Annotated in this window: 16 protein-coding genes; 5 read left to right on the forward strand and 11 right to left on the reverse strand. The window is 32.7% G+C overall.

Going from position 1 to position 18,948, the window contains the following annotated elements; genetic code table 11:
• The first annotated feature begins 97 nt into the window (after positions 1–97).
• Positions 98–1,453, forward strand: a complete 1,356-nt coding sequence (locus LQ693_RS00790; RefSeq protein ID WP_025904310.1) for an amino acid permease — start codon at positions 98–100, stop codon at positions 1,451–1,453.
• 179 nt (positions 1,454–1,632) lie between these two features.
• On the opposite strand, the gene pyk is transcribed toward LQ693_RS00790, so the two are convergent.
• From pyk to LQ693_RS00830, 8 genes are all read right to left on the reverse strand, one after another.
• On the reverse strand, positions 1,633–3,393 hold the full coding sequence (pyk, locus tag LQ693_RS00795) for a pyruvate kinase (protein ID WP_025904311.1): 1,761 nt from the start codon (positions 3,391–3,393) through the stop codon (positions 1,633–1,635).
• Positions 3,394–3,423: 30 nt separating this feature from the next.
• On the reverse strand, positions 3,424–4,389 hold the full coding sequence (gene pfkA, locus LQ693_RS00800) for a 6-phosphofructokinase (RefSeq protein WP_025904312.1): 966 nt from the start codon (positions 4,387–4,389) through the stop codon (positions 3,424–3,426).
• A gap of 238 nt (positions 4,390–4,627) precedes the next feature.
• Entirely contained in the window at positions 4,628–5,572 is a 945-nt protein-coding gene (locus tag LQ693_RS00805) for an acetyl-CoA carboxylase carboxyltransferase subunit alpha (protein WP_025904313.1), read from the reverse strand.
• Entirely contained in the window at positions 5,565–6,434 is an 870-nt protein-coding gene (gene accD, locus LQ693_RS00810; RefSeq protein WP_025904314.1) for an acetyl-CoA carboxylase, carboxyltransferase subunit beta, read from the reverse strand. Before accD ends, LQ693_RS00805 begins: the two co-directional genes overlap by 8 nt.
• A gap of 18 nt (positions 6,435–6,452) precedes the next feature.
• Positions 6,453–6,908: a FadR/GntR family transcriptional regulator gene (locus LQ693_RS00815; RefSeq protein WP_025904315.1), complete on the reverse strand. Its 456-nt coding sequence runs from the start codon at positions 6,906–6,908 to the stop codon at positions 6,453–6,455.
• Positions 6,909–6,927: 19 nt separating this feature from the next.
• Positions 6,928–8,157, reverse strand: coding sequence for an NADP-dependent malic enzyme (gene ystJ / locus LQ693_RS00820; RefSeq protein ID WP_025904316.1), 1,230 nt, complete (start codon positions 8,155–8,157; stop codon positions 6,928–6,930).
• A gap of 134 nt (positions 8,158–8,291) precedes the next feature.
• A complete protein-coding gene (locus LQ693_RS00825) occupies positions 8,292–11,483 on the reverse strand; it encodes a DNA polymerase III subunit alpha (RefSeq protein WP_107573109.1) in 3,192 nt (1,063 codons plus the stop codon).
• Positions 11,484–11,494: 11 nt separating this feature from the next.
• Positions 11,495–12,421 carry a DHH family phosphoesterase gene (locus LQ693_RS00830; RefSeq protein WP_107565387.1) on the reverse strand — a complete coding sequence of 309 codons (927 nt, stop codon included), beginning with the start codon at positions 12,419–12,421 and terminating at the stop codon, positions 11,495–11,497.
• Between the two features lie 74 nt (positions 12,422–12,495).
• On the opposite strand from LQ693_RS00830, the gene LQ693_RS00835 reads away from it, so the two are divergent.
• Positions 12,496–12,846 (forward strand): YtpI family protein, encoded by a 351-nt coding sequence (locus tag LQ693_RS00835; RefSeq protein WP_025904319.1) that lies wholly within the window; start codon positions 12,496–12,498, stop codon positions 12,844–12,846.
• A 34-nt stretch (positions 12,847–12,880) separates the two neighbouring features.
• Here LQ693_RS00835 and LQ693_RS00840 read toward each other — a convergent pair whose 3' ends face one another.
• Together LQ693_RS00840 and LQ693_RS00845 are read right to left on the reverse strand one after the other, a co-directional pair.
• Complete coding sequence (locus LQ693_RS00840) at positions 12,881–14,176, reverse strand: DRTGG domain-containing protein (RefSeq protein WP_025904320.1); 1,296 nt, start codon at positions 14,174–14,176, stop codon at positions 12,881–12,883.
• Positions 14,177–14,370: 194 nt separating this feature from the next.
• A complete protein-coding gene (locus LQ693_RS00845) occupies positions 14,371–15,060 on the reverse strand; it encodes a metal-dependent hydrolase (RefSeq protein ID WP_025904321.1) in 690 nt (229 codons plus the stop codon).
• Between the two features lie 111 nt (positions 15,061–15,171).
• Here LQ693_RS00845 and LQ693_RS00850 point away from each other — a divergent pair, with 111 nt between their 5' ends.
• The gene (locus LQ693_RS00850; RefSeq protein ID WP_103354277.1) at positions 15,172–16,227 is read left to right on the forward strand and encodes a M24 family metallopeptidase; all 1,056 of its coding nucleotides are present in this window, start codon (positions 15,172–15,174) and stop codon (positions 16,225–16,227) included.
• The gene (locus LQ693_RS00855) at positions 16,224–16,853 is read left to right on the forward strand and encodes a copper homeostasis protein CutC (protein ID WP_107565388.1); all 630 of its coding nucleotides are present in this window, start codon (positions 16,224–16,226) and stop codon (positions 16,851–16,853) included. Before LQ693_RS00850 ends, LQ693_RS00855 begins: the two co-directional genes overlap by 4 nt.
• Positions 16,854–16,899: 46 nt before the next feature.
• Here LQ693_RS00855 and ald read toward each other — a convergent pair whose 3' ends face one another.
• Positions 16,900–18,012, reverse strand: coding sequence for an alanine dehydrogenase (gene ald / locus LQ693_RS00860; RefSeq protein ID WP_025904324.1), 1,113 nt, complete (start codon positions 18,010–18,012; stop codon positions 16,900–16,902).
• A gap of 232 nt (positions 18,013–18,244) precedes the next feature.
• On the opposite strand from ald, the gene LQ693_RS00865 reads away from it, so the two are divergent.
• The gene (locus LQ693_RS00865) at positions 18,245–18,751 is read left to right on the forward strand and encodes a universal stress protein (RefSeq protein ID WP_025904325.1); all 507 of its coding nucleotides are present in this window, start codon (positions 18,245–18,247) and stop codon (positions 18,749–18,751) included.
• Positions 18,752–18,948 lie beyond the last annotated feature (197 nt).

The raw sequence follows: 18,948 nt of genomic DNA on the forward strand, positions 1-18,948 counted from the left end.
ACAGTTGTTAAACATCCATTTTTTAATTGCTATTTTCTTACAGCAAGCGCATAATAATAACATGAAAGTTTGTATATGAAAGAGGGATAAAGTTTATATGGCTAACAATTTACAAAGGGAGTTAAGCAATAGGCATGTACAACTTATTGCGATAGGTGGTGCTATAGGTACAGGCTTATTCTTAGGTGCTGGAGAAACAATCAGTTCAGCAGGCCCTTCAATACTACTGACCTATATTATAATAGGTTTAATTTTATTTCTGTTTATGAGAGCTCTAGGGGAAATATTACTCTCAAACACTGATTTTCATTCTTTTGCAGATGTCACACATACATACATCGGCCCGTTCGCAGGATATATAACAGGATGGACTTATTGGTTCTGTTGGATTGTAACTGGTATGGCCGAAGTAACTGCAGTAGCAAAATACATAAGTTTTTGGTTTCCTGACATACCAACATGGATTACAGCATTATTTACAATACTCATATTGATGACGATGAATTTAATGACTGCTAAACTATTTGGTGAATTAGAGTTCTGGTTCTCTATTATTAAAATTACAACAATCGTAGCTTTAATCGTTGTCGGTATTATCATGATCGTAATGGCATATGAAACACCATACGGTACAGCTTCACTAACACATATTTGGGATCATAATGGTATATTCCCGAATGGAATGAATGGTTTCTTCTTATCATTCCAAATGGCAGCTTTCTCATTTGTAGGTATTGAATTAATCGGTGTTACAGCTGGTGAAACGAAAGATCCACATAAGACAATACCAAGAGCGATTAACAGTGTTCCAATTAGAATTATGCTTTTCTATGTAGGTTCACTTATTATCATCATGTCTATTACACCTTGGGACAAAATCGACCCTGCCGAAAGTCCATTCGTAAAATTATTCGGACTGATTGGTATTCCAATCGCAGCAGCAATTATCAACTTTGTTGTTTTAACAGCTGCAGCTTCATCTTGTAATAGTGGTATTTTCTCAAATAGTAGAATGCTTTATGGTTTATCACAAAATGGACAAGCAAATAAGAGCTTTGGTCAAACAAACAAAACTGGTGTCCCTTATAAAGCAACACTATTTAGTTGTTTCTTATTAATGATCTCAGTACTTTTAAACTACGTGATTAAAGATGCTGGTGAAGTATTTAAATATGTAACATCAGTTTCAACTGTTCTTTTCTTAGTAGTATGGTCATTAATCATTGTTGCTTATATTAGATATCGTAAAATATCACCAGAATTAAACAAAGCATCTGATTTCAAATTACCTGGTGGTGTTCCAGTAGCATGGATTACATTAATATTCTTTATTTTCGTATTCGTGTTATTGATGACAAATAAAGTGACATTAATCGCTATATTAATTACACCAATTTGGTTTATCATTTTGACATTCATGTACTTTAATCAAAAACGTAAAGTATTTAAATAAAGTAAATTAAAACATCTCATTTTCCTGAGCAAATCAGAAAATGAGATGTTTTTTTGTAGCCTTATTTATTATAACGGCACCAGTATTTGCACCTTTAGCTAGAACTGCTAATAACGGCATTTGCATTCATAAATAAAAAAAGAGGCTAAGATATCATATCCCAGCCTCTGTCTTATATATTATAATACGTTAGCATATCCTTCGAACACTTTGTGTTGTTTTGGATCTAATGTAATTAATGTACCATCTGCTATTTTTTCGCGAGCGCCTTCAACACCAACGATAGTTGCTACGCCTAAGTTAAGGCCAACAACTGCAGCGTGAGAAGTTAATCCGCCTTCTTCTGTTACAATTCCTTTAGCATTTTCTAAATATGGAACCATATCAGCATCTGTTGATTGTGTCACAACGATTGATTCACTTAAATCTTTACCTTTTAAATCGTCAGCAGTATTTGCTACTACAGCTTTACCTACTGTTGAATGATGACCGATTCCTTGACCTTTAGCTAATTCATCACCTACTAAATGAATCTTCATTAAGTTAGTTGTACCTGTTTCACCTGTTGGTACACCTGCAGTAATAATGATTAAATCACCATTATCAACTAAACCTGTGTTAACAGCTGTTGATACAGCATTATTTAATAATTCATCAGTTGTTTGTTTACCTTTTTTCACAACTGGTAATACGCCCCATACTAATGTCATATGACGAGCAGTTGTTTCATTAGGTGTAACAGCTATAATGTGTGAATGTGGTCTATATTTAGAGATTGTTTGAGCTGTAGCACCACTTTCAGTTGCTGCAACGATTGATTCTACATTTAAGTTTAAAGCTGTATGTGCAACTGATACACCGATTGCATTAACTAAATTCGTATCGATCATTTTTGAACGATCAGATAATAATTTTTTGTAATCTTGAGCTTCTTCAGCAGCTACTGCGATATTTTGCATTGTGCGTACTGCTTCTTCAGGATATAATCCTGCTGCAGTTTCACCAGATAACATAACTGCATCTGTACCATCGTAAATAGCGTTCGCTACGTCACTTGCTTCTGCTCTTGTACAACGTGGGTTTCTTTGCATTGAATCTAACATTTGTGTTGCTGTAATAACTGGTTTACCTAATTTATTACATTTTTGGATTAATTGTTTTTGTACCATTGGAACTGCTTCTGGTAAAATTTCAACACCCATATCACCACGAGCAACCATTAAACCATCTGAAACTTGAAGAATTTCATCGATATTTTCAATTCCTTCTTCATTTTCAATTTTAGGAATAATTTTAATAACGTTATTTTCTTTTTCTTCTAAAATTGCACGAATATCTAATACATCTGATGGACGTCTTACGAAACTAGCTGCAATAAAGTCTACACCTTGTTCGATACCGAAGCGGATATCACTAGCGTCTTTATCAGTAATACCAGGAAGGTTTACTTTAACACCTGGTAAGTTAACACCTTTTTTATTTTTTAATTCGCCAGTATTTTCTACTGCACAGTGAACTTCACCTTTAGCGATATCAATTGATTTAACTGTAAGTTCGATTAAACCATCATCAAGTAGAATTGTTGATCCAACTTCTACATCTTCTGCTAATTTTTCGTAAGTAACTGAGAACGCTTCTTTAGTACCCTCTACTTCAGTTGTTTTAACTGTTACTTCACTACCTTTAGTAAGTTCAATTAAACCATCTTTCATGTTATGAGTTCTAATTTCAGGACCTTTTGTATCTAATAAGATACCAATATTTTTATTTAATTTAGAACTTACTTTTCTAATTGTATCTATACGACCTTTGTGTTCTTCATGACTTCCGTGTGAGAAGTTCAATCTAGCAACGTTCATGCCTGCAAGCATTAATTTTTCTAACATTTCTTCTGATTCTGATGCTGGACCTATCGTACATACAATTTTTGTCTTTCTCATATTAAAATGACCTCCGTAGTTTTTCTTTTTTTATATAGATAATTGATGTGCTAAATCATACATTTTCTTGTCGATGTTATGTTCTGCTTGGAATATTTCATCAAAATGCGTACATGTTAATTCATTTTGTTGGATTCCAACTGCTTTAGCACTATCACCTTGCATAAGTAGTTCAACTGCATAACCGCCTAAACGAGAAGCAAGTACTCTATCCATTCCAGTAGGTGTACCGCCTCTTTGGATGTGGCCTAAACATGAAACGCGTGTATCAATGTTAATAAATTTCTTCAATTCTTCCCCACATTGATGACCAGTCATGACACCTTCAGCACAAATAATGATAGAATGTTTTTTCCCTCTATCCATACCATGTTGAATTTTTTCAGCGATTTCTTCAATGTCTGATTTAACTTCTGGAATTAAAATTGTTTCCGCTCCAGCTGCTAATCCTGACCATAGCGCTAAATCACCAGCGTCTCTTCCCATTACTTCAATAATAAAAGTACGTTCATGACTTGATGCTGTATCTCTTATTTTATCGACAGCATCAATGATTGTGTTAAGTGCTGTATCAAAACCAATTGTAAAGTCTGTACCATTAATATCGTTATCGATAGTACCGGGTACACCGATTGTTTTAAGATTTTTAGCTTCTTCGCTTAATCTTTGTGCACCTCTATAACTTCCATCTCCACCGATAACAACTAATCCTTCTATACCTCTTTTTTCAAGGTTTTCAATTGCTTTCGCACGCACTTCTTTTTCTTTAAATTCTGGACATCTAGCAGAATAAAGGAATGTACCACCTCTTTGAATCATGTCACCAACTGAACCTAATTCAAGTTTTTTGATATTATCATTTATTAAGCCTAAGTAACCTTGGTATACACCATAAACTTCAATATCATGATAAATAGCTTTACGAACAACTGCACGAATTGCTGCGTTCATCCCTGGTGAATCTCCACCGCTCGTTAAAACCGCAATTTTTTTCATAAATATACAGACCTCTCTTGTTATATGATTGTTAATTTAAAAATAACACAAATATTGGCTTGATTCCATTAAAACTACTGTTATTTAAATATGTAAACGTCTTCTTAAAAAAAGATTCCAACTTTTGTAATTTTTCAAAAGTTGGAATCGCTTAATTTTAATTCAATTATGCACATATACATAAATTTATGAAAAGAAATTATATCAGTATAAATGATTACTTGTCATTTTAAATATCCTAATCGATATAACTTCCTATATTACGATACTTATTAAAACGATCTTCAACTAAACTTTCTGCATTTAATGTTCTTAAGTCTGAAAGATGTTTTTCAATTGATGTCTTTATAAGTGAAGCTTGTGATTCTAGATGTTTATGAGCACCACCAAATGGTTCTTTAACAACTTCATCTACAACATCTAAATCAAATAAGTCAGGTGCTGTAATTTTCATTGTTTCAGCTGCCATTTGAGCAAGCCCAGAATCTTTCCATAACAATGCTGCTGCACCTTCTGGAGAAATAACTGAATAAGTACTATTTTCTAACATGAGTAGACGATTGGTTACGCCTAATCCAAGTGCGCCACCACTTCCGCCTTCACCAATAACAATAGAAATAACAGGTACTGTTAAAGATGCCATTTCGACTAAGTTTTTAGCAATAGATTCACTTTGTCCACGTTCTTCTGCAGCTTTACCAGGATATGCACCTTTCGTATCAATGAACGTAATGATCGGTCTATTAAACTTCTCAGCCTGCTTCATTAAACGCAAAGCTTTACGATATCCTTCTGGATGTGCCATACCAAAGTTTCTAAAAATATTATCTTTAGTGTCTTTACCTCTTTGATGACCTATAACTGTTACTGGTAACCCATTAAAGTAAGCCAATCCACCTATTAATGCTGGATCATCACGGAAAGTACGATCACCGTGAAGTTCGATAAAATCATCAAATATGTAAGGGATATAATCTAAAGTTGTAGGTCTTTCTTGTAATCTCGCAACTTGTACTCTATCCCAAGGCTTTAAATTATTATAAATGTGTTCTGTTTCTTTTGTTAAAGTGGCTTCCAATATTTCTATTTCATCTGTTAAGTCTACACCATGTTTTTCTTGATAAGATTGTAGAGATGCTATTTTTTCTTTAATTTCTTCTAAAGGTTTTTCAAATTCAAGCATTGTCTTTCACCTCGTTATGATGCATCTTAAGCACAGTACTTAAAGTTTTATACATATCTTTTCGATGTACAACTTTATCTAATTGGCCATGTTCTAGTAAAAATTCCGCCGTTTGGAAATCGTCAGGTAGTTTTTCACTAATCGTTTGTTCAATGATTCTTCTACCAGCAAATCCAATTAAAGCTTTCGGTTCTGCAAAGTTCAAATCACCTACTGACGCAAAGCTTGCTGAAACGCCTCCAGTTGTAGGGTGTGTCATATATGAAATGAATAGTAAGCCTTTATCACTATGACGTTTAATGGATACACTTGTCTTTGCCATTTGCATAAGTGAGATGATGCCTTCTTGCATTCTTGCACCACCACTTGCTGTGAACAATACAAATGGTAAATTGTGATCTGCACAATAATCGACAATTCTACAAATTTTCTCTCCTACTACTGCACCCATACTTCCCATTCTAAATCTAGAATCCATAACACAGATACCATAAGGAATACCGTCAATTGACGTTACACCTGTAACAACTGCATCATTTAAACCAGTACTTTTTCTATCTTTTTCTAATTTTTCTTCATATCCAGGAAATTCTAATGGGTTTGAAGCAGTCATACCAACATCAAACTCTTTAAATGCATCTTCATCACTCACAGCTCTAATTCTATCGTGAGCAGTTAATGCAATATGATGATCACAGTTAAAACAGACATTTAAGTTTTGTACGAGCTCTTTTGTATACATGATTTTTTTACATTTAGGGCATTTAGTCATGATACCTTCAGGCACGTCATTATCTTTACTGTTTTGAACAGTTACATATTTCTTCTTTTTCTGGCTTCGATTGAACAAGTCTTTAAACATGTCACTATCCCCCTGATTTTATTTACAATTATCTCTTTCAAATCTATCACTATATTGAGAGAGTAGCTTCCAAATCATATACATAATTTGATTATTATTATTTGAAACAAGTTCTTCTTTTGAATTTGTTTCAATGTTATTGTGTTCTTCACAGAAATTTTCAATCATCCATTTTAATTCATTGATTTCATCTAGTTGTGATTCATTATGAATTAAGAACCTTCCGATTAAATCAAAAAGTTGGTGTTGGTACATATCACTTAAGAATGTACCTTCACCTCTTCTAGTATGTATCACCCCTAAAAGTTCTAATGCTCTTAGGGCTTCTCTGATACTTGAACGTCCAACATTTAAGGTTTCACTTAAAAATCTTTCGGAAGGCAGTTTTTCACCCACTTGAATATTTTTTTCAACAATAATTGACTGAATTTGTTCGACAATCTTGATTAATCCTTTTTGCTTTTCTTTATCCAACGTGAGTCTCCTTCCAAAATTATGACAAGTCTGCTAATTCATATGTTCTACGTTCTATTTCATCAACATCAACTTCAATACGTGCCACGCCTGATTCCATACCAGCTTTTGCTACTGCTTTCGCAACGTATGGTGCAACTCTTGGATCGAATGGTCCAGGAATGACATAATCCGCGTTTAATTCTTCCTCTGAAACAAGGTTAGCAATTGCTTCTACTGCTGCTTGTTTCATTTCTTCATTTATATGAGTTGCACGAATATCTAATGCACCTCTAAAAATACCAGGAAATGCTAGTACATTATTAATTTGGTTAGGGAAATCAGAACGACCTGTACCAATAACTTTAGCACCCGCTTCTTTTGCTATATCTGGCATAATTTCAGGAACTGGGTTAGCCATAGCGAAGATAATTGGATCTTCAGCCATAGTTTCAACTAATTCTTTAGTTAATGCGCCTTCAACAGATACACCTACGAATACATCCGCATCTTTAATAACATCTGATAATTGACCTTCTGTTTTGTCTTTGTTTGTCCATTTGGCAACAAAGTCTTTAGTAGGATTCATACCATAAGGACGGTCTTCGTAAATCGCACCTCTAGAATCACACATAATCATATTTCTTACACCATAACTGTATAATAATTTAATAATTGCAATTCCTGCTGCACCTGCACCGTTTAAAACAACTTTTATATCGGATAATTTTCTGTCAGTAATTTTCAATGCATTAATCAAACCAGCAACCGTTACGATAGCCGTACCATGCTGATCATCATGAAAGACAGGTATTTTAGTTTCTTTTTTTAGACGTTCTTCAATTTCAAAACATCGAGGTGCTGAAATATCTTCTAAGTTAACGCCACCGTAGTTAGGTTCTAATAATTTAACAGTATTCACAATTTCATCAACGTCTGTCGTATTAAGTGCGATTGGCACACCATCTACACCAGCAAAGCTTTTGAATAAAACTGCTTTCCCTTCCATTACAGGAATACTTGCTTCAGGACCGATATCACCTAGGCCTAATACAGCTGTTCCATCTGTAATTACAGCTACCGCATTAGATTTCATTGTATAATCATATACTTTTCTTACGTCTTCATGTATATCTTTACATGGCTCTGCTACACCTGGAGAATAAGCAAGACTTAATTCCTCTTTATTAGTAACTTTAACTTTGGCATAAACGCCTAATTTACCTTGTTTTTCTTTATGCATATATAGAGCATCATCTCTTAATGACAAAATAATCATCCCTTCATTGTATGTATCTATCCCTTTATTATACATTAAATTTCTATAATTAAATTAAAAAATTCTTCATAGTGGTCAGACCACCATGAAGAATACTATAGCATAAATTATTTAATTAATAAAGCCTATAAAAGACGTACATTTTCATAACCTATTTGATTTATAAATTCTTCAAAGTTACCATGATTTAAGTTTAAATAGCCAAGCATTTTTGAACTATAATCTTCATCATTAAAATACGTTACTTTAATTTGTCGATTGTGGTCTTTTGTTATCCACTCTGCTAAATCTTCTACATTTCTTACGACGACTTCTTTTGTCGTATTAAATTTATGTTGTTTAAATGCATCTAATGTATCTATTTTGTTAATAATAATTTGTGTCTTACCGTTTCTTTTTTCGAATTTGCCATTGATAATTACTGGGACATTGATGATATTAGTTGTTTCAATTTGTTTATATGCATCAGGGAATATAACCCCTTCAACTTCATTTAATCCGTCTATTAAATTGACAAAAGCCATATTTTGACCTTTTTTAGTTCTAATTTTTCTTAGTGACGCAATCATTACGAGCATCGGTACTTTATTATGGTCTATTCTTAATGGATAAATCGATAAATATTGATGTTGATTGAATAACGCAATGATTGGATGCTCAGTTGCATAGAACCCTAAGTATTCTTTTTCATATTCACTTTTCATAAGATTAGGCATTTCTTCAACTTCTTTAAATTCTTTCTTTACGTTCAAACCTAATTCTTTCAATAAATTATTAGAATCTCCGACAGACTCGCTACTTTCATAAACATCGTCAATAGACTGTAACAATGTCGCTCTAGTCTGACCAAAATCATCTAAAGCACCAGCATATATAAGCGCTTGTATCAATTTCTTACTTTTAGCCTTACTTGGTAATCGATGTACAAGATCAAACATATCTTTATACGTTCCGTTTGTTTTTCTTTCATCAACAATCACTTTTACACTTTGATAACCAACGCTTTTAATTGCACCAAGTGACGTATATATTCCTTTTTTAGTTGCTTTATAAAACCATTCACTATGATTAATGGACGGTGGATATATTTTCACACCAATTCTTTTAAGTTCCGTTACCATTTGTTCTGTCTTAACTTCATTACCAACAACATTAGAAAGAATCGCAGCATAAAAGTATGTCGGATAATGTACTTTCAAATAAGTCATGATATACGCAATTTTACTATATGCTACAGCATGTGCTTTTGGATAACCATAGTCTGCAAACTTCAGTATTAAATCAAATATTTTTACAGCTGTTGATTCCTCGTAACCTCTTTCTAAGCTACCATTCACAAAATGTTTTCTTTCATTTTCTAACACTGCTCTATTTTTCTTACTCATCGCACGTCTCAAAATATCCGCTTCACCATATGAAAATCCTGCGAACTTACTTGCGATTTGCATAATCTGTTCTTGATATATAATAACGCCATATGTTGATTTCAATATATCTTTTAAATCTGGATGTAAATATTCTATCTCTGCATTTTGTCTACGTCTTTTAATATATGTTGGTATTTCTTCCATTGGTCCAGGTCTATATAAAGAGGTAACTGCTACAATATCGAGAAAATGGTCAGGCTTTAACCTTTTTAATACACTTCTAACACCTTGAGATTCAAGTTGGAAAATACCTGTTGTTTCACCTTTAGACAATAGTTGAAAGACTTTAGGATCATCAAAAGGAATTTTTTCAATATCTACAATTTGATTTTCTTGATATTTAACTTGATTGACCACTTGTTGAATAATCGATAAATTTCTTAAACCAAGAAAGTCGATTTTTAATAACCCGATCTTTTCAGTTTCAGTCATAGTCCATTGCGTTAAGACACCTGTATCACCCATCATCGTAGGTACAAATTGATGTAATGACTGATCATTAATAATGATACCTGCTGCATGTGTAGATGTATGTCTCGGTAAACCTTCTAATTGTTTACTTAGTTGAAACCATTTTTCATGCAAATGATTCTGGTTAACAAATTGTTTAAACGCATCATCTTCAAATGCTTCGTCTAATGTAATACCTAATTTATGAGGAATTAATTTTGAAATGTAATTGAGTGTAGCATCATCAAACTGCAATATTCTACCTACATCTCTTGCTACTGCTCTCGCTTGAAGATGACCATAAGTTACAATACCAGCAACACGATTATCACCGTATTTTTCTTGAACATATTGAATCACTTTATCGCGCTTAGTATCTTGAAAGTCGATATCAATATCCGGCATCGTCACACGTTCAGGGTTTAAAAATCTTTCAAATAACAAATCAAATTCAATCGGATCAATAGTAGTAATATTTAAAATAAAACTAACTAGAGATCCACCAGATGAACCACGTCCAGGACCAACTAATACATTTTGATCTTTCGCATAATTGATTAAGTCACTAACGATTAAGAAATAATCTGAATATCCCATTTTCACAATAATATCGTATTCGTATTTAAGTCGTTTTTCATATACTTCATTAAATTGTGGATACTTGGCTTTATTCATCATTAATAATTCCCAAAGATATTCATCACTTGATTGATTATTAGGCGTTTTATATTTTGGTAATAAATCTTGATGATACTCAATTTCAACCTGACATTTTTGAGCTATTTCATCTGTATTTTGTATGTACGCTTCATCTACATTAATTTGAGATATATCTTCTTTAGTTAAAAAATGATGATTTAAATTTTGTTGAAAATCACTCATCGTTAATTTTTCATTATTTTTAATTGCGTGAAGTGCGATTAAACTATCCCCATCTTCTTCATTCAAATAAAGTGCAGACTTCATAAATACTTTTTTATGATTCATATGTATCGTAGAATCATGAGAAATATATTTATCATCATCCCCAATTGTTATAGCTTGGAATAAATAATAGTTGGCTTCATTGATTTGTTTACCAATAATTATAAGTCCTTCTGAATAAGCATTAACCCATTCAATGGGTGTTGAAAATCGTTCTTTAATAGATATAGCAGATGATAACTTAATTAAATTATGATAGCCTGTTTTATTTTTAGCTAAGACCACACATTCAACTTGATTGAGTTGGTCATCTAAATAAATAGTTAATCCGAAGATTGGTTTTATATTTTCTTTTATACATGCATCATAAAATTGTAAAGCACCGTGCAGAACATTTAAATCTGTAAGAGCAAGCGCTTGATAATTTTCATTTTTAGCTTTTTGAACAACATCTGGGATTCTAATACTTGAATTAAGCAAATCATATGATGAATGAATATTTAAATGACTTACCATGCGCTCACCTCCTATATTTCAGATTTAATATCTGCTGCTAATGCATCAAACTCTTCCCAACTATATACAGATGCACCTGAAGCATTTGGATGTCCTCCACCGTTATATTTAGCTGCGATATGATTAATTTTTAGGCCTTTTGAACGAATTCTACATCTTATTTCTTTACCTTCATCAACAGCAAATACCCATGCTTTTAATCCTTTTATATCTGAAACGGTATTCACGAATAATGAAGCTTCATTAGGCTGTAAGTTGAACTGTTCAAGTATATCTTTCGTAATCTTAATTGAACAGAATCCTTCACCATCATATTTGAAATTCTGAAGGATATATCCTTGGAAGTGAAGTAAAGCTGGATCTCTTTCACTCAATTGGTTAAGTAATTTAGTACGTTCGAATTCTTTCGTCATTAACTCTGCTGCAACTTCCATTGTATGTGTAGACGTATTATCAAATAAGAATCTACCTGTGTCACCAACGATTCCTAAATATAATACTCTACTTGCTTTCTCACTTACATTTGAACCATTTAAATTCCATGATTTATTTAAATCAAAGATAATTTCACTTGTAGATGATGCTTCTGTATTTACAAAATTAATATCACCATATGAATCTACTGGTGGATGATGATCAATCTTAATTAATTCGTCACCAGTATTATAGCGACTATCATCAATACGTGGTGCGTTTGCTGTATCACAAACAATCACAAGTGCGCCATTATATGTTTCATCTGCAATTTCATCCAAATCTCCAATAAATGTTAGCGTCGGTTCAGGTTGACCGACTGCATATATATGCTTTTCAGGAAAAGCCTCTTGTAATATATATTTCAAGCCTAATTGAGAGCCATATGCATCAGGGTCTGGTCTAACATGCCTATGTATGATAATTGTTTCATATTGCTTTATTTTATTTAATATTTCTTCCATTGTGATCCTTCTTTCTTTATATTTACTTATATTTTATTAATTGATATAATTCGACTTGGTAGGAGGAATCAAACATGTCATCTGAAATTATGTCTACACTTGTTGCTTTGGCAGTAACTGTTATGATTATTGCTTTAATATTTGCTATTTTAAATTTAGCACGTTCATTTAGAACGAAACGTGACGTTAGAAAAGCGTATCATAAAGCGCGTTCAAGATTTTACTTTGGTATATTTATGATCGCATTTGCAGCAGACCAAGTATTGTTATTCCCAACATTAGTCACTTATATTATTGTTTTAGTATTATTATTCTTTGGTATTTTAAACGTATCTTATGGCTATAGAGCAAGTAAATACTTTAAAGGTAACTTACCTATCGAGAACAAAGCTTGGGAAGAATTCGAACAAAAAAAACATCAATAATATTTTAAAAAGCGTTGTATTACATAACGCTTTTTTATTTTTCGAGAATTTGACACATCAGTAATGCTTTCGCAACTGTGGCACTACCGCTCACCATTGTAACTTCGAATTTAGCAAATATTCTACCGATATCTAATGTTGTAATCTTCACTTCTACATCGTCATCGATTTGAACAGTTTTCAAATAATAAATATCTATATGTTCAATCATGATTTCTGATTTTTTCATTTTTCTTATTTCATAACGTAACGCTTCTTCAATAACTGCAATATAGACTGATTTCGTTAACATACCGAATTGATTTGTTAATTGTGGGGATATATTCACCACAACATTACCATTGTCCATTGTGATTTGTTTTGCAATTTGGTCATGAATCGTTTCACCTATTTGTGGTTGTCTACTCATTAATTGCATCGTCTTTAATACATCTTCACGAGAAATGATACCGATTAATACTTTAGAGGTTGATACAACTGGCAACAATTCAATTCCTTCCCAGATCATAAGGTGGGCACAAGTTGCGATTGTCGTATTTAAATGTGCAATGATAGGTGATTTAGTCATCAACGTTCTGATACTTTTATCTTGTTCTTCATTTACAATATCTTTACTAGTTAAAATACCTACAACTTTCATTTCGCTATCAACAACTGGAAAACGTGTATGAGATGTTTGTTGTGATAATTCATTCCAATCTCGCACTTTTTGTTTATCATCTAAATAAGAAGTTGATTCAATTGGAATCATAATATCTTCAACCATTAAAATTTCTTTTTTAATCATTTGATCATATATGGCTCTGTTAATAATATTGGCCACTAAAAATGTATCATAATTAGATGAAATAATTGGAAGTTCGTGTTCATCAGCATAGTTTATAATATCTTCATGCGCTTCAAAACCACCTGTAATTAACACGGCAGAACCTCTTTTTAAAGCTTCCATTTGTACATCTGCTCTATTACCAACAATAAGTAAAGTATTTTTAGTTAAATATTTAACGACATCATTTAATTCCATTGCGCCTATTGCAAATTTTGATAAAGTTTTATATAAGCCTTGTTTACCGCCCAATACTTGACCATCTACAATTTTAACAATTTCATTAAATGTTAAATTTTCAATTTGTTCTCTAGATTTTCTCTCAATTCTAACTGTCCCTACTCTATCAATAGATGCTACAAGCCCTTGATTATCCGCTTCTTTAATTGCACGATAAGCTGTACCTTCAGAGACATTTAAATCTTTCGCTATCTGTCTGACAGAGATTTTATGTCCAACAGATAACGATTCAATATACTCAATAATTTGCTCATGTTTCGTCATGTTTATACCCTCTATCAAATTTTATGAATTACTTTCTATTATACATTTTTAATGTCTTAAATGATATCTTAAAAATTTAATAAAAGATTGAAACACCGCTCATTAAATTAAGTTTCTTATACAGTTCATTTCTTAAACTTAAAAGCTGAGACGACAAAATCATCTCAGCTTACTAAACTATCTATCATATTCATTTATAATTCTACCGATTCACCAGGTTTTAAAATGTGAACTTCTGATTCTGTAACAGCTTTTTCAAAATCTTTAGGGTCTTGTTTAATAAAATCAAATGTATCGTAATGAATAGGTACTACTTTTTTCGGCTTGATAAATTCATTAATTGCATAACTTGCATCATCAATGCCCATTGTAAAGTTATCGCCTATTGGAATAAAACATAAATCAACTGGGTGTCTATCTGCGATTAATTTCATATCACTGAATAAACCTGTGTCACCTGTATGATAAATAGTACCTGCTTCTGTTTCTAATACAATTCCTGCTGGCATACCTAAATAGACGATTTCCCCATCTTCTTCTGTAAAGCTATTACTATGAAAGGCTTGCACATATTTTACTTTTCCGAAATTAAATTCAATATTCCCACCAATATTCATTGGATGTAAGTTTTCTAATCCGTGTTTATTTGATAAATAATCAATCGCTTCAGGTAACGCTATAACCGTTGCACCTGTTCTTTTTGCAATGCTAACAGTATCACCTAAATGATCACCATGACCATGAGTTAATATAATATAATCTGCTTCTACTTCATCTGCCGTCAAATCTGATAATGGATTCCCTGTTATAAATGGATCCACAATCACTTTATGTCCTTTACTTTCAAAATAGATTACTGATTGTCCATGAAATGATACTTTCATGAATCTCCCTCCTCAAATTGTCTTTTCCGTATATTATATACCCTAAATTTGAATTTATGAATCAAGAAGTCTAAAATAATGATGTAAGAAAGAGATTTGGGAGGAAGAATAATGGAACATAATGAAATTGCAACATTTTTAAAAGATAAAGGTGCGGACGCAGCATGGATTACAACGCCTTTAAACATCTTTTATTTAACAGGTTATTTATCTGAACCACATGAACGTCTATTTAGTTTATTAGTCACTAAAGATGGTGAAGAAACGCTATTTTGTCCAAAAATGGAAGTAGAAGAAGCTAAAAATGCAGGTTTCACTGGAAACATCGTTGGATACTTAGATACAGAATCACCATTCGATTTGATTGAACAACAATCTTATAAAACTTTCGCGATTGAATCAGAGCATTTATCAGTTAAAAGACTTCGTGAAATTGAAAAAGCATTTAATGTTGAAACAATTGTTGATATTGATCAAGTATTAAAAGATATTAGAAATGTAAAAACAAATGACGAGATTGAGTTGTTACAAGAAGCGGCTAAATATGCAGATTTAGCTATTCAAGCTGGCGTTGATAAATTAGAAGTTGGCGTTTCTGAAATTGAAGTATTAAATCATATTGAAACAACTATGAAACAACATGGTATTTCTAAGATGAGCTTTGATACTATGGTATTATTCGGCGATCATGCAGCAGCTCCTCATGGTACACCAGGAGAAAGAACTTTAAAAGAAAACGAATATGTACTATTTGACCTAGGTGTCATTTATAAAGGTTATTGTTCAGATATCACTAGAACTGTTCCATTCGGTACACCTTCTGATAAAGCACAAGAAATTTACAATGTCGTTCTTGATGCTAACAAACAAGCGATTGAAATGATTAAACCAGGTGCTAAAATTGCTGACTGCGATAAAGTAGCTAGAGATATTATTAGCAATGCTGGTTATGGTGAATACTTCCCACATAGACTTGGTCACGGACTTGGATTAAGTGTCCATGAATTCCCAGACATTTCAAGTGCAAATACGGATGAATTCAAACCAGGCATGGTATTAACAGTTGAACCTGGAATATACGTTCCTGGTGTTGCTGGTGTTAGAATTGAAGACGATATCGTTGTAACTGAAGACGGACATCGCATACTAACAGGCTACCAAAAATGATTAAAGAAGCTTGTGTAGAAACAATTTCGCAAATTGAACATGCTATTAAAAATGGTGCAAATCGAATTGAACTTTGCGATAACCTTTCAGTTGGTGGCACAACACCAAGTTACGGAATGGTAAAGATTGCAATAGAATTATGTCATCAACATAACGTTGAAGTCGCTGTCATGATTAGACCTCGTGGTGGAGATTTTAATTATAATTATTTCGAATATGAAATCATGAGACAAGATATATTACATCTGAAAGATTTGAAAGTTGATGCATTTGTATTTGGATGCTTAGATGAACACAGACATCTTGACGAATGGAAGATGAAAGCATTAAAAGAAACATGTGGTATCATACCCGCCGTTTGTCATATGGCGTTTGATTCTATTAATCCATATCATCAATTAAAATCATTAGACTGGTTAATTAAACACCAATTCAGTCGCCTACTAACACATGGCGGACCAAGTGATAGTGTGATATTTGATAACATTAACCATTTAGGAAAGTTGTTGATTCACTCAAAAGGCAATATCACAATCATGCCAGGTGGCGGACTCAATAAAGATAACTTATCACAATTAATAGAAGACATACCATTCGATGAAGTACACGGTACAAAAATCGTATAATAAGAAAAACCTGAGACGAAATTCGTCTCAGGTTTTTTTGGTGGAGTTATCTCAAAACTTCTTGATAAGGTGTGTATTCTTTATCAAAAGCTTTTGCAACTTCTTTATATGTTAATTTACCATGTATTGTGTTTAAGCCTTTAGCAAGTGCTTCGTTATCTTGACATGCTTTAACGTAGCCTTTGTTTGCTAATTGAATTGCATATGGAGTTGTTGCATTATTTAATGCAATTGTAGATGTTCTTGGAACTGCTCCTGGCATATTAGCAACTGCATAGTGTACGACACCATGTTTAACATATGTTGGATCATCGTGTGTCGTAATTCTATCTGATGTTTCGAATGAACCACCTTGGTCAATCGCGATGTCTACTAATACTGAACCTGGTTTCATTTTCTTAACCATTTCTTCAGTTACAAGTTTTGGTGCTTTAGCGCCTGGGATAAGTACTGATCCAATTACTAAATCACTTTCAACAACTGCTTCTTCAATATTTAATGGTGATGACATCATCGTTTGCACGCTTGCACCAAATAAATCATCTAATTGTTGTAAGCGTGTAGGATTTAAGTCAATAATCGTAACGTCTGCTCCAAGACCAACTGCCATTTTAGCAGCATTTGTTCCTGCTTGACCTCCACCGATTATTGTTACTTTCCCTCTTTTAACACCTGGCACACCAGATAATAATATTCCAATGCCTCCGTGTGTTTTTTGTAGGAATTGCGCACCAATTTGAGTTGACATTCTTCCAGCTACTTCACTCATTGGCGCTAGTAATGGTAATGAACGATCGCTTAACTGAACAGTTTCATAAGCAATTGCAGTTACTTCATTTTCTAGTAATGCATTTGTTAAAGCCTCTTCAGCAGCTAAATGTAAGTATGTAAATAGAATTAAGTCTTTCTTGAAGAATTGATATTCTTCTTGTAATGGTTCTTTAACTTTCATAACCATTTCAACATTCCATGCTTCTTCTTGACTTACAATTTCTGCTCCAGCTTGTTGATAATCTTCGTTAGTAAATTGTGAACCTAATCCTGCTTCAGTTTCTACTTTAACAACATGATTTTGTGCAACTAAACTTGCCACGCCACTAGGTGTTAATGCCACCCTATTTTCGTTATTTTTAATCTCTCTTGGTACTCCAATAATCATTTTTCATTCCTCCTTGTTTTTATCATAACGCCACTAATTTGAAAGCGCAATCATTATTATTCAATTTTTATATTATCCTTATTTTCTAATTTTTTTAAATTTTCTTACTACAGCTAATTTTAACACACATTATATAAAAATCGTGTAAATTCCCTATTATTTAAAAGTTTATAATGTTATTTTTTCAGAAAATTATGATATAATTAAACAAAAGAACTAGGAGGCGGTTTCTATGTTAAGTTACAAAAATATTTTAATTGCAGTAGATGGATCAACTGAATCAGAATGGGCTTATAATAAAGCTGTAGCCGTTGCTAAACGTAATGACGCTAAATTAACAATTGTTAACGTTGTAGATTCTAGATCATATGCAAGTGTTGAAGCCTATGATACTCAAATAGTAAATAAAGCAACAAGTTTTGCTGAAAGTTTATTATCTGGATATAAAGAATTCGCTGAGAATAATGGTGTTCATAATGTAGCGACTAAACTTGAATTCGGATCTCCAAAAACAGTTATTCCTAAAAAATTAGCAGTAGAATTTGACGTAGATTTAATCATGTGTGGTACTTCTGGATTAAATGCAGTAGAACGATTTATCGTCGGTTCTGTATCAGAATCAATTGTAAGAAACTCACCATGTGACGTTCTAGTAGTAAGAACAGAAACAATGCCTGAAGATTTCGAACCAGTTGTAGCAACAAAAGAATTATTCGAAGAACACCACGAAGGTAAATAAATATCAGAAAAGCGTTCAGTCGTAATAGCTGGACGCTTTTTTCATTTTTAAATGATTTTTATAAAATTTTTAAAACATGTGAGTTTATTCCACCTTTAACTCACATCTGTACTGAACCCAAAAATCTAAACCTTAATTAGTATATTATTTCAAAGGTTTGTCTCCTGTAATTTTTGGGAGATAAGCCTTTTAATTTT

It is taken from the genome of Mammaliicoccus sp. B-M6 (assembly GCF_022386965.1).
Taxonomy (GTDB): Bacteria; Bacillota; Bacilli; order Staphylococcales; family Staphylococcaceae; genus Mammaliicoccus; species Mammaliicoccus sciuri_A.

What these genes read in the sequence shown, in the direction of transcription:
- LQ693_RS00790 (WP_025904310.1), top strand. Translation starts at nt 98, where the DNA reads ATGGCTAACAATTTACAAAGGGAGTTAAGCAATAGGCATGTACAACTT.
- pyk (WP_025904311.1), bottom strand. Translation starts at nt 3,393, where the DNA reads ATGAGAAAGACAAAAATTGTATGTACGATAGGTCCAGCATCAGAATCA.
- pfkA (WP_025904312.1), bottom strand. Translation starts at nt 4,389, where the DNA reads ATGAAAAAAATTGCGGTTTTAACGAGCGGTGGAGATTCACCAGGGATG.
- LQ693_RS00805 (WP_025904313.1), bottom strand. Translation starts at nt 5,572, where the DNA reads ATGCTTGAATTTGAAAAACCTTTAGAAGAAATTAAAGAAAAAATAGCA.
- accD (WP_025904314.1), bottom strand. Translation starts at nt 6,434, where the DNA reads ATGTTTAAAGACTTGTTCAATCGAAGCCAGAAAAAGAAGAAATATGTA.
- LQ693_RS00825 (WP_107573109.1), bottom strand. Translation starts at nt 11,483, where the DNA reads ATGGTAAGTCATTTAAATATTCATTCATCATATGATTTGCTTAATTCA.
- LQ693_RS00830 (WP_107565387.1), bottom strand. Translation starts at nt 12,421, where the DNA reads ATGGAAGAAATATTAAATAAAATAAAGCAATATGAAACAATTATCATA.
- LQ693_RS00835 (WP_025904319.1), top strand. Translation starts at nt 12,496, where the DNA reads ATGTCATCTGAAATTATGTCTACACTTGTTGCTTTGGCAGTAACTGTT.
- LQ693_RS00840 (WP_025904320.1), bottom strand. Translation starts at nt 14,176, where the DNA reads ATGACGAAACATGAGCAAATTATTGAGTATATTGAATCGTTATCTGTT.
- LQ693_RS00845 (WP_025904321.1), bottom strand. Translation starts at nt 15,060, where the DNA reads ATGAAAGTATCATTTCATGGACAATCAGTAATCTATTTTGAAAGTAAA.
- LQ693_RS00850 (WP_103354277.1), top strand. Translation starts at nt 15,172, where the DNA reads ATGGAACATAATGAAATTGCAACATTTTTAAAAGATAAAGGTGCGGAC.
- LQ693_RS00855 (WP_107565388.1), top strand. Translation starts at nt 16,224, where the DNA reads ATGATTAAAGAAGCTTGTGTAGAAACAATTTCGCAAATTGAACATGCT.
- ald (WP_025904324.1), bottom strand. Translation starts at nt 18,012, where the DNA reads ATGATTATTGGAGTACCAAGAGAGATTAAAAATAACGAAAATAGGGTG.
- LQ693_RS00865 (WP_025904325.1), top strand. Translation starts at nt 18,245, where the DNA reads ATGTTAAGTTACAAAAATATTTTAATTGCAGTAGATGGATCAACTGAA.